Source organism: Corallincola spongiicola, from assembly GCF_004284785.1.
GTDB lineage: Bacteria > Pseudomonadota > Gammaproteobacteria > Enterobacterales > Neiellaceae > Corallincola > Corallincola holothuriorum.
In genome coordinates this window covers 67,885-79,437 of the sequence record NZ_SHLY01000006.1, presented here as the reverse complement: position 1 = coordinate 79,437, position 11,553 = coordinate 67,885, and the positions used below count along the sequence as shown (strand labels likewise).

General features: G+C 52.1%; 8 protein-coding genes. 5 read left to right on the top strand and 3 right to left on the bottom strand.

Annotation, left to right across the window (positions count from 1 at the left end; translation table 11 throughout):
• From EXY25_RS15135 to EXY25_RS15125, 3 genes are all read right to left on the bottom strand, one after another.
• Nucleotides 1-879, bottom strand: an 879-nt coding sequence (locus EXY25_RS15135) for a transposase (RefSeq protein WP_130567594.1), incomplete at its 3' end; no start/stop codon positions are given.
• A 202-nt stretch (nucleotides 880-1,081) separates the two neighbouring features.
• Complete coding sequence (locus EXY25_RS15130; protein ID WP_130567461.1) at nucleotides 1,082-1,921, bottom strand: SDR family NAD(P)-dependent oxidoreductase; 840 nt, start codon at nucleotides 1,919-1,921, stop codon at nucleotides 1,082-1,084.
• Between the two features lie 68 nt (nucleotides 1,922-1,989).
• Nucleotides 1,990-2,835 (bottom strand): enoyl-CoA hydratase/isomerase family protein, encoded by an 846-nt coding sequence (locus EXY25_RS15125; protein ID WP_130567459.1) that lies wholly within the window; start codon nucleotides 2,833-2,835, stop codon nucleotides 1,990-1,992.
• Between the two features lie 377 nt (nucleotides 2,836-3,212).
• Here EXY25_RS15125 and EXY25_RS15120 point away from each other — a divergent pair, with 377 nt between their 5' ends.
• The 5 genes from EXY25_RS15120 to EXY25_RS15100 all read left to right on the top strand — a co-directional run bounded on the left by EXY25_RS15120 (nucleotide 3,213) and on the right by EXY25_RS15100 (nucleotide 11,316).
• A complete protein-coding gene (locus EXY25_RS15120) occupies nucleotides 3,213-3,479 on the top strand; it encodes a DUF4212 domain-containing protein (protein ID WP_114339564.1) in 267 nt (88 codons plus the stop codon).
• Nucleotides 3,480-3,485: 6 nt separating this feature from the next.
• Complete coding sequence (locus EXY25_RS15115) at nucleotides 3,486-5,192, top strand: sodium:solute symporter family protein (protein ID WP_114339563.1); 1,707 nt, start codon at nucleotides 3,486-3,488, stop codon at nucleotides 5,190-5,192.
• Nucleotides 5,193-5,272: 80 nt separating this feature from the next.
• A complete protein-coding gene (locus EXY25_RS15110; protein WP_130567457.1) occupies nucleotides 5,273-7,111 on the top strand; it encodes a DUF294 nucleotidyltransferase-like domain-containing protein in 1,839 nt (612 codons plus the stop codon).
• On the top strand, nucleotides 7,108-7,818 hold the full coding sequence (locus EXY25_RS15105) for an exonuclease domain-containing protein (protein WP_165419382.1): 711 nt from the start codon (nucleotides 7,108-7,110) through the stop codon (nucleotides 7,816-7,818). The genes EXY25_RS15110 and EXY25_RS15105 overlap by 4 nt, the downstream gene beginning before the upstream one ends.
• A 36-nt stretch (nucleotides 7,819-7,854) precedes the next feature.
• Nucleotides 7,855-11,316 carry a hybrid sensor histidine kinase/response regulator gene (locus EXY25_RS15100; protein WP_130567454.1) on the top strand — a complete coding sequence of 1,154 codons (3,462 nt, stop codon included), beginning with the start codon at nucleotides 7,855-7,857 and terminating at the stop codon, nucleotides 11,314-11,316.
• Nucleotides 11,317-11,553 lie beyond the last annotated feature (237 nt).

The window sequence follows — 11,553 nt, the reverse complement described above, 5'->3', positions numbered from 1 at the left end:
ATCTAAACCTAAGCGTTCCAGAATAGGTGGTGTGTCTTTCGGGATACTGCCGCGTTTGTCTTTTCGTTGTGCCCTGCCCGTCCAATCAACCAGTTCAAGGTAATCAGCGAAGCTAAACGGAATACCCTCAGGCTTGTCTTGGTGGTGATTGCCTGAGAAATCTTGCAGTAAGGGGGTTTTGGCTGTTTCGCTGCCGTTCTTATCAGTCGGATCTGGCGGAGTCGGCTTCTCAGTGCTTTGTTGATATTGCTTTAAGCGTTGATTAATTGAGACATCAGCAGAATGCTCTGGGGTATCAACGATACCAGCCCTGAGTGGATTCAAATCTACATAAGTCATACAAGCCAACAGCCCCGCTTCATCAAGGATGGCTTGGGATTTGAATCTTCCTTCCCAGAATCTGCCCTTACATTTGTCTTCTTCATTGGCTTTACGGGCAATGTGTTCGTTTAAGCAACGCATATACCAAGAGATATCAGACAAGCGTTCACGCCATTGTTGGATGATGTCGATGGCAACCTGCTTTTCAGCATCCGTAGTGAGTTTTCCCGCCAAGTAACGCCCGACCATGATTGGCCAGGTAAACAGCTTGGCCCAGCGCTCAGCTACTTCAGTATCACTCAGGCTTTCAGCCCTCTTGGGGTTGAGATGTACCACCAGGTGGTAGTGATTGGACATCACCGCATAAGCGCAAAGCTCAATGGTAAAAACTTCACCTAACAGGGCTAAACGCTCTAATACCCATTGTTTACGATGGCTGTAGTCGGTGTTGGTAAATCTATCTTCACCGCACAAGAAAGCACGGCGAACGCAGCGACAAACACAATGGTAGTAAGGCGTATCAGCGGGTGAAACCAGCTCTGAGCGGGGACGAGTCATATCAGCTTCCTTGCTTTCAGATATCTTAGCCAAAAGCGTAGAAGCGGATTAAAAACTCGTCAAACAAAAGTGGGTGTCCTTTTATCTTTTATTTCGGCCTTATTTCGGCCTTATTTCGGCCAAAAGCGTAGAAGCTGATCAAAAACTCGTCAAACAAAAGTGGGTGTCCTTTTATTTTTTGGGTGAAAATATTTAGCATTGCTCACTTAACTAACGTCTGGATTACGGCAACCACTTCATCACGTTTAGCTTTGTCCAATGCGTCAGCATGCGGCTGCGCAAAGCATCGTGCATCATTGTCGTAATACTTACCTGATGCGTCAGCAAACTCGTCAGACACGGCTGCGCGTACCAAGATATCTGCACCAATGCTCAGATCATTACCCGCCATTCCATACGCGTCTTTGACCATTTTACTGGCCAAAAACGAAGCAGGGTTCACCGCAACGATCACTGGCGCTTGTGCGCCAAACTGCTCAGTAAGATCTTCTGCCATTGCCATGCTCCACATGGTCAGTGCCAGTTTGCTCTGGGCATAAGCAGCACCGTCAGGTAACCCGCCCTGACCTTGCAATGCGCTCCCCTCCATAGCGCTGATATCCACCGGGGCTTGCGCCGCCGATGATAGGTTAACTACGCGCCCCTGTTTCGCCAACACAGGTAACAGCTTCTGGGTGAGCAGATAGGGTGCCAGGGTGTTCACTACAAACCTGACATCTAATCCCGCAGGCGTCATAGGGTTAGGCACACTGAACACGCCAGCATTGTTAATCAGTACATCTAATGTTTGATGCTTTGTCGTTAGGTCAGCGGCAACGGCAGTGGCCAGAGCTTCCACACCTGCCATATCAGAAAGATCGGCGACATACCCCGCTACCGAGCCGTTATTCACGGCCTGCGCGGCCAGTTCGGTCTTTACCTTATTGAGTTTGTCGGCATTTCGGCCATGAAGCAGGATCCTATGGCCCTGTGCCAGCAGCATGTTGGCCGTGGCTAGGCCAATGCCATCGGTCGAGCCGGTAATCAATATGGTTTTCTGCATGTTGCGTTCTCTCTTTAATCCTACGGTGTCGAACGGTGCGCGGATCGCACCGTTCAAGCCTGTTTAACTTAGTTGATATCCTGAACCTGCATCACCAAATCTGGCCAGTTGTGCTGATTATCGATATCAAACTGCAGCCCTTTTTCATCTGCAACAGTGAAACGCTTAATTGCGGCGGTTTTACTGGTGGCCTGATACAGCCAGTAGGCTTCCGCTTTCAGCGCTTCTGCTATCGGCTTATCGATAGACTCATACACAGCTTGCTTACAGGCGTTAATTGATTCGGCTGGGAACTGTGCAATGCGCTGAGCCAGAGTATCGACATATTCGCCGATCTCGTCCGGCTCCAGTGCTTTATTGATGGTGCCATAGGCTTCGGCTTCGTCGGCGCTAAAGTCACGGGCACTGAGGATAATTTCGAGCGCGCGGCCCAAACCAACCTGGCGCGCCATACGTGATGCACCGCCACCACAAGGCAAGATGCCCATACCCACTTCCATCTGCATCAGTTTGTATTTGCCCCGCGCAGCAAAGCGCATATCGCAAGCCAGCGCAAACTCGTGACCGCCACCACGGGCATATCCTTCCAATTTGGCGATGGTGGCCTGTGGTAGTTTACTGATCCGCTCCAGCACCGCTTGCAGATCCAATAGCTTTGCTTCATCGCGAGACACCGCCTCTGTCGACATCTCTTTCAGCAGGTTGGTGTCGTAATGACACACCCAAATATCCGGGTTAGCCGACTGAAACACCACCACCTTGATATCGCGGTCACGCTCTAAGCGCAGCGCCAGCGTATTCAGATCGGCCAGCATCTCTTGCCCCTGCACGTTAACCGGGCCGAAGTCGAATGTGACAGTAAGAATGCCGCTGTCAGCGACCGCATTGAATGTAGTAAAGCCTTGGTAACTCATAATCTTTCCCTTAACTGGTTATCGGTGGCGATAGTTGTGAGTACAGCGATAAGGTTAGTTACGAGTCGGTCTATTGAAAATGAACAATATTCCAGAATCAGTTTTTAGATTTTATTGATAATCAGTCGCAACACGCGTTCAGTAGTGCGGTCAGCTCTTTGGGAACAAAGCATAAATAGAAAAGCGAACGCAACCCACTAGGCGCGCGGCAAACAAGTCTCTTACCTATCAATCATATCCGGCAACAACACTCAACTTTTACCTCTTCGACTAAAGTCCAATACCCCGTTTTCATTCCAAGGTCTAGATTTGGTTCACTGCCAAAAGCGACCGCACAACGTGGTTGCTAGAAGATGATAATAATTTTGGGGGAAGGAATGGCATTTGAATCGGACGAGGCCAAAACGGCCTATTGGAAAGCCAACCTGAAACTGATGCTGGGGTTACTCGGCGTCTGGTTTGTAGTCTCTTATGGCTTCGGCATTTTATTGGTTGATCAACTCAACGCGTTCCGCATTGGCGGGGTCAAACTGGGCTTTTGGTTTGCTCAGCAAGGCGCCATCTATGTCTTTGTGGCACTGATTTTTGTCTATGTCTGGCAGATGAACAAGCTAGACGAAAAATTTGGCGTTCACGAGGAGTAAACGGACATGGATATTCAAGTACTGACTTTTATTCTGGTTGGATTGTCATTTGCCCTCTATATCGGCATTGCTATATGGGCCAGAGCTGGCTCAACCAAAGAGTTCTACGTAGCTGGCGGCGGTGTAAATCCGCTAGCAAATGGTATGGCCACCGCGGCAGACTGGATGAGCGCGGCGTCGTTTATCTCTATGGCGGGGTTAATCTCGTTTATGGGTTATGACGGTGCGGTTTACCTATTAGGTTGGACCGGTGGTTATGTGCTATTAGCCCTCTGCTTAGCACCTTACCTACGTAAGTTCGGCAAATTCACTGTGCCGGACTTTATTGGTGACAGGTATTACTCCCAAACCGCTCGCACCGTGGCTGTTATCTGCGCCATTTTCATCTCCTTCACTTACGTCGCCGGGCAGATGCGTGGCGTCGGTGTGGTATTCAGCCGCTTTCTTGAAGTGGATATCACGCTTGGGGTGATCATCGGCATGAGTATCGTGTTCTTTTACGCCGTACTCGGTGGTATGAAAGGGATCACCTACACCCAAGTAGCACAATACTGTGTACTGATTTTTGCTTACCTGGTCCCCGCGGTATTTATCTCCATCATGATGACCGACACCGTTCTTCCGCAGATAGGTCTAGGGGCCGAATTAGCGTCTGAACCTGGGGTCTACCTGATGGACAAACTCGATGGTTTGTCCACCGAACTTGGGTTCGCCGCGTATACGGAGGGGACGAAAAGTACCATCGACGTGTTCTTTATTACCGCGGCGTTGATGGTGGGTACCGCTGGACTACCCCATGTGATCGTGCGCTTCTTTACGGTGCCTAGAGTAAAAGATGCCCGCATCAGTGCCGGCTGGGCGTTGATCTTTATCGCCTTGTTGTACACCACGGCCCCCGCCATTGCCGCCTTTGCTCGGGTAAACATGATCACCACGATCAATGGTCCTGAAGCCCAAGGTACCAACTACAGTGAAGCCCCCTCCTGGATTAAGAACTGGGAAGAGACCGGACTGATCAGTTGGGATGATAAAAATAGTGACGGCAAAATGTTTTACGCTGGTGATGAACGCAACGAGATGAAGATCGACCGCGACATCATGGTACTGGCTAATCCAGAGATCGCTCAGTTGCCGAACTGGGTGGTAGCGCTGGTTGCTGCCGGTGGTGTGGCTGCCGCCCTATCGACGGCGGCGGGATTACTACTGGTTATCTCAACGTCGATATCCCACGATCTGCTGAAACGAAACCTGATGCCAGACATTACCGATAAACAAGAGCTGCTCGCCGCCCGAGTAGCAGCCGCCGCGGCTATCTGTGTCGCCGGCTACTTTGGAGTCAATCCGCCGGGATTTGTCGCACAGGTGGTCGCCTTCGCGTTCGGCTTGGCCGCCAGTAGCTTCTTCCCGGCCATCGTTATGGGGATCTTTGTTAAGTCAATGAACAAAGAGGGCGCCATCAGCGGCATGCTGGCAGGGATCACCTTTACTACTGCCTATATCGTCTACTTTAAGTTTATTAACCCAGCCGCTAACGTGCCGGAAAACTGGTTATTCAGTATTTCACCTGAAGGCATTGGTACCCTGGGTATGTTACTGAACTTTGCTGTAGCGATTGCGGTCAGCCGTATCACTAAATCCACACCGCAAGAGGTGCAGGATATGGTGGAGAGCATCCGCTTCCCGAAAGGTGCAGGTGAAGCCACCGCGCACTAAAAACGGTGTAACAGAATAGCCAACAGGCACAGGGAAGTGCTGAGGCCAATAACTAAACTTATGAGTCAGGAGCAGCAGCGATGAACGACCCGGATCAGTTTCCGGAGATCATCCAGTTTATGCAACAAGCAGCGCCTTTTCCGGGACTTCCGGACGAGGCGCTGCGTCGTTGTGTCAGTCAATTTTCTATTCACTACCTAAAAGCTGGCGATCACTCAGATCGATTGCAGGATCCGGCTATCTACTGGCTTCGTACTGGCATCGCCAAGATCACCGATAAGCATTTACGGCTCTACGATCAGCTGGAGGAGAGTGGATGTTTTGGTCTGGCTTTGGCTGGCTTACCCGACGATGCCAAACTAACCATCGTCGAAGATGCGCTGGTATATCGCCTCTCTCAGCAGGATGCACAAACATTAGCGACCGAGCATCGCGTTTTTAAGCAGTTTATTCAGCAAAGTTCCTCCCGTTACCTTCGTCATGCCAACAACCCCATTCAGGAACAGGTACTGAATCTGTCACTGCGGCAGTTTATCCGCCGCGAGCCAGTCACCATCAGCCCCGACGCCAGCGCACAGCAAGCCGCTCACCTAATGAGCCAGTTGCACGTGTCTTGCCTGCCGGTGCAGCAAAACGGACATCTACTCGGCATTATTACCGACAGAGATCTTCGCGCCCGCTTAGTTGCCAAGGGGTTGCCAGCAGACACTCAAGTCAAACAGGTGATGTCCACGCCCGTCGATACCGTAGATGCAAAACAGCAGGTAATGGACGCACTACTGCTGATGTCGGTCAAGCGGGTACATCACCTGCCTATTATCGATGGCAAACAACTGGTGGGTATTATTACCTCCACCGACCTGATGCAACTGCAGCAGCAATCACCGATATTTATTGCCGGAGAGATCGCTCGGCAAACCGAGTTAGCAGGCCTAATTAGTTGCTGTAAACGCATGCCAGAATTCCTGATCCAACTGATGGCCGCCAATGTCCAGCCCGAGCGGATCGGCGCTGTACTGTCGGGAATATACGATAGCGTGACACAACGCTTGTTAGCATTAGCCGAAGCGCGTTTTGGCCCACCACCACAAGCCTATTGTTGGGTTGTCTTTGGTAGCCACGCCAGACAAGAGCTGCACTTAGCCAGCGATCAAGACAACGCGCTGCTTTTGGCGCAGGACCCCAGCGCAAGTGATTCAGCCTATTTTGATGAGATGTGCCGCTGGGTGTGTGATGCCCTCAATGCCTGTGGCTTGGTCACCTGCCCCGGCAAGATTATGGCCAGTAACCCTGAGATGCGCGGCTCAGTTAAGCAGTGGCAAAGCAAATTTGAAAAGTGGCTACAGCAGCCCACACCACAAGCATTGCTAAAATCAAACATCTTCTTCGACCTACGCCCTTTGTTTGGTGAGATGGGGTTAGCCGACATTCTCAGCCAACAGATCGCCAAGCAGACCCAAAATAATCAGATGTTCCTCGCCATGCTGGCACAGGTAGCTGCAGCCAACAGCCCACCACTGGGCTTATTTGGCCAACTAAAAACCGAAAAAGATCCGTTGCGAGGCGCCTGTGTTGACCTGAAAAAAGCCGGGCTTTCACTGCTCACCGATGTCGCCCGCCTTTATGCTTTGGCCTCTGGTACACCGGCCGTACAAACACTCGAACGCCTGGAGGCTGCTGTCGACCAGGGTAAACTGTCCAGCCAAGACAAAGATGAGCTGACACTCTGCTATCAACGATTATTGACCTTCAGACAGCAACAGCAACAAACCGATCTGCAGCACCAGCGCAGCAGCGGCAATCTTTTGGCCGTCGACCAACTAACGCCATTCGATAAACATCAGCTAAAAGATATCTTCGCCGTGCTCGACCGCTGCCAACAGGCGATCTTGCTTAAATTTGCCGGAGGGCGCGGTTGAACGCCTTGGCGAACCTGCTTCCCTTAGCGCTATGGCGGCCTTGGATTCGTTGGCAAAGTCAGCGGTTATCCCCGCAGCTGCCCGCCCCCTTGCGGGACTATTACCAAGGGGTTGCCGATGCGGTCACTGGCAATATTGCCGAGGCAAAACTGCTGGCGCTGGATCTGGAGCTTACGGCGCTGACACCGGACAAGGGCGAAATCGTATCGGTCGGCTGCGTGCCGATAGACAACTTAGGTATACAGCTTGCTGGCGCTCAACAATGGATAGTGCAACCCAAAGGAGGAGTAGGTGAAAGCGCGGTCCACCATCAATTGACTGACACCGCAGTGAATGCCGGTGAAGCATTGGCTGGAGTGCTGCCGAAATTGCTGCAACAAGCAGAGGGGCGTATTCTGCTGATCCACCACGCAGAGCTGGATCTGGCGTTCATCAGGCAAGCGTTACAGGCAGAATATGGCTTAGTACCGCCACTTCCAGCGATCGACACCATGCACTTGGCGGCGGCAATACAGCGCTATCACCACCCCGAGCAACCACCCAATCGATTACGCCTTAGTGAACTGCGGCAAGATTACCAACTGCCCGCCCATCACGGCCATCAGGCATTAACCGACGCCATCGCCTGCGCGGAACTCTTTTTTGCGCAATTGAGTCATCGATACCAGCAAGCACCCGATGTTTCTGCTTTACTTTCAGCAAGATAATAACCATTGATGCACGACAAGTGATAACCAACGCCGATGCCTGATCACCCAATACCCGATCATCAACTCTCAGACTGGCTGCTGTTTCTTTTTAGTATCGGCTATATCGGCCTGCTGTTCTTACTGGCCTATCTCGGCGATAAAAAGATTATTGTTTTTCGTGGCCAGTGGCGCGGCATCATCTATGCCTTATCACTCACTGTGTACTGTTCATCCTGGAGCTTTCTTGGCACAGCGGCTCAGGCCTCTACCGATCCGCTGGCGCATCTGCCGATCTATTTAGGACCCATACTGCTGTTTCTGTTTGCCTGGCCATTGATCCAGCGGATGATCCGCGTCAGCCACAAACTGCGTATCACCTCCATCGCCGATCTTATCGCGGCGCGCTTTGGTAAATCACAGCCGGTGGCTATGTTAGTCACAGTGGTTGCACTGTTCGGCACCACCCCCTATATCGCGCTACAGATTAAGGCCATTGTACAAAGCTGGCTGACCGTGGCACCTGACTCAGCTTCACCGCAATTTGCCGCACTGGTTGTGGTTAGCCTGCTAGCAGGGTTCACGCTTGCCTTTGGCCTGCGCAATATCTCGGTCACCGAACGTCATCCGGGCTTGATGCTGGCTATCGCCTTTGAATCGCTACTTAAATTAGGCGCGTTCATTATCGTCGGCGGCATCGCCATCTTTCTGCTGCTGGACAGCCCCAGCATCGACGTGCAACGGGTCGCCCAACAAAGCATCGACAATATCGACCTGTCAGCGCAACTGCCCTCATTCATGGCTTCATTAGTGATGGTGATGGCGGCATTCCTCTGTTTGCCGCGACAATTTCAGGTGATGGTGGTTGAGTGCCGCTCGCCAAGAGACACCCGCAGCTCGCGCTGGCTATTTCCCCTCTATCTGCTGGTCTTTGCGCTGTTTGCCATCCCCATTGGCCTTGCTGGTAAGGCGTTGCTGAGTAGCAATGTCGCACCAGACAGTTATGCACTGTTGTTACCCAGCGTCATCGGCGCAGACAATCTAATCATTCTCTCGTTTCTCGGCACCATATCCGCTGCCAGCTCCATGGTGATCGTTTCCGTGTTGGCACTGGTCACCATGATCAGTAATGAACTGCTGATGCCCCTGCTATTCCGTCGCGGCGATGACTCGCGCAATGACAGTTTTAACCAATTCAGTAGCGGTTTACTGAATCTGCGCCGCTCATTGATCGTGGCGGTGATCGTGCTCGGCTACTTTGCCTACTACCTGTCTCCTCCGGATACGCTGGCCACCTTAGGTAACATGGCCTTTGGTGCCTTAGCCCAGCTGGCACCCGCTTTATTGGCCGCTTTTTACTGGCCAAAAGCTAATCGCACAGGGGTGACCTTGGGTTTAATCCTTGGCTTAGGCTGTTGGCTCACGCTACTGGTATTTCCCCACTTCGGCTGGATCGAGATCCCGAAGGATCCCATGGGCATAGCCACTGACTCCGCGGCCTCGGTGACCCTGCTCAGCCTGATGTTGAATGTGTTTGGTTTATGGTTAGGTAGCCAAATCAGTCGTCCCAACGTGATCGAACGGATCCAGATCGGCCAATTCTTAGAACACCATGAAGCCACCGGTGATACGCCAAAACACAAGCAGGTGACTCGCCGAGAGCTACAAGCATTAGCGGCACGTTTTATCGGCGAAAGAAAAGCCCTACAAAGCTTTGCTGACCTGAAGTTACAACTCCCCGCAGAGCAATTAAAACAACCGCAAGTCTGGTTGAATCATACCGAACGTCTGCTGGCTGGCGTCATGGGCAGCTCTTCGGCCAGCCTGCTGCTGAACTCGTTGATCGAGGGGCGGGAGCTGTTAGTGGATGACGTTGCTCGGTTTGTCGAAGACGCCTCCAGTGAACGACTGCAATTCAGCCAGGCGATGCTGCAAGGTGCTATCGATAACGCAGGCGAAGGGATCTCGGTGATCGATGAACACCTGCGTCTGGTCGCCTGGAATCAACGCTATATCGATCTCTTTAACTATCCTGACGAGCTGCTGAAGGTGGGGCAACCAGTCGAGAAACTGATCCGTTTCAATGCCGAGCGCGGTTTCTGTGGTGACGGAGATATCGAACAACAGATCAAGAAACGGCTTTATCACTTAAGCCAACGTACTCCCCATACCTCAGAGCGGCAACTGCCCAATGGCCGCGTGATCCGCATTCAGGGCAATCCGATGCCCAATAGCGGTTTTGTTATGACCTTCAGTGACATCACCGATTTCCGTCGGGCGGAGAACTTCCTCAAAGCGGCAAACGAAGTACTGGAACAGCGCGTACAAGCACGAACCTCGCAACTTGAATCAGCCAACCAAGAACTGGCGCAGCAAAAGAAGATAGCGGAACGCGCTCACACCAATAAAAGCCAGTATATGCGAGCAGTGAGCCACGACCTGATGCAACCTTTAGAAGCTGCACGGTTATTTGCCTCGGCATTGCAAGAGCGTCATACCCTGTCGGAAGATCAGCTGGAATTAATGACCAAGCTGACACAATCCTTAGGTAATGCCAGTGTTCTGCTGCAGGATTTAGTCGAAGTCGCCCAGATAGAGAGTGGCAAGCTTAAACCACAACTGAGCTGTACCTCTTTGGTCGATCTGCTGTCTTCACTGGTCACTGAGTTTTCCGCGCTCGCCTGCAAATACCAGATCGATTTCCGCCATGTGCCGTCACAACTCTCAGTGACCACAGATGCCAAAATGCTACGCCGGATCTTGCAAAACCTATTAGGTAACGCGTTTCGCTATGCCCACGGTGGCAAAGTGTTGCTCGGCGTTCGCCGCCAAGGCAAGCAGCTGCAGATCCAGGTGATAGACAATGGCCCCGGCATTGAGAAAGAGTTGCAGAGCTCCATCTTCGAGCCCTTCACTCGCGTGCAACAGCAGAATACGACGTTGGCAGACAGTGGCTTAGGCTTGGGCCTGAGTATTGCCAAAGGGATGGCCGGGCTGATGAAGCACACAATAACGCTGCGCTCACAACCACAGCAAGGTTGCTGCTTCGCCATCACCGTGCCGATCTGCAGCAAACAAACACCATCGCAAATGGCAACCGCTGTTCCCAGCACATCGGTGGCAGACCTGCTTGCTGGCGCGACCGTGCTCTGTGTCGACAACGAACCCGCCGTACTGCAAGGTATGACCGCCCTGCTAGAGGGCTGGGGCTGCCACGTACTACAGGCCGACAACCCGAAACAGGCCATCGCACTCGCCAGCGAACAAACACCGCAACTGATGTTGGTCGATTACCAACTTGAAGCGGAGATGGACGGCCTGAGCCTGATGGATCAGATCCGTCTACATACCGACGTTATCGTACCCGGCGTACTGATCACTGCCGCTGGAGAACCGGGCCTAGCACAACGGGCTGAAAAAATGGGCTATCACTTTATGCGCAAGATGATTAAGCCAGCGAAGCTGCGCGCACTGGTATCTCGCTTGCTGGTGGTTTCACATGATGATGCTTCTACATAGCAAAAGAGTCTTAAAAGAGGCCCATAAACTTATGTAGAACATCTGCGGAGACTGGAAATTGGCAAGCCCTTGGTCTGCTTCATAGATTCGAAGCACATACCGTTTTAATGTTTAGCCTGAAATCGCTTATGCCCTCGCGGCGACGCCGGGAGGCACACATCAGTTTGGCCACCCATCGCGTAATCAAACCCATCACTCACTCTCAAAGGTTCAGCATATTAGCCATTCCCAACCTTG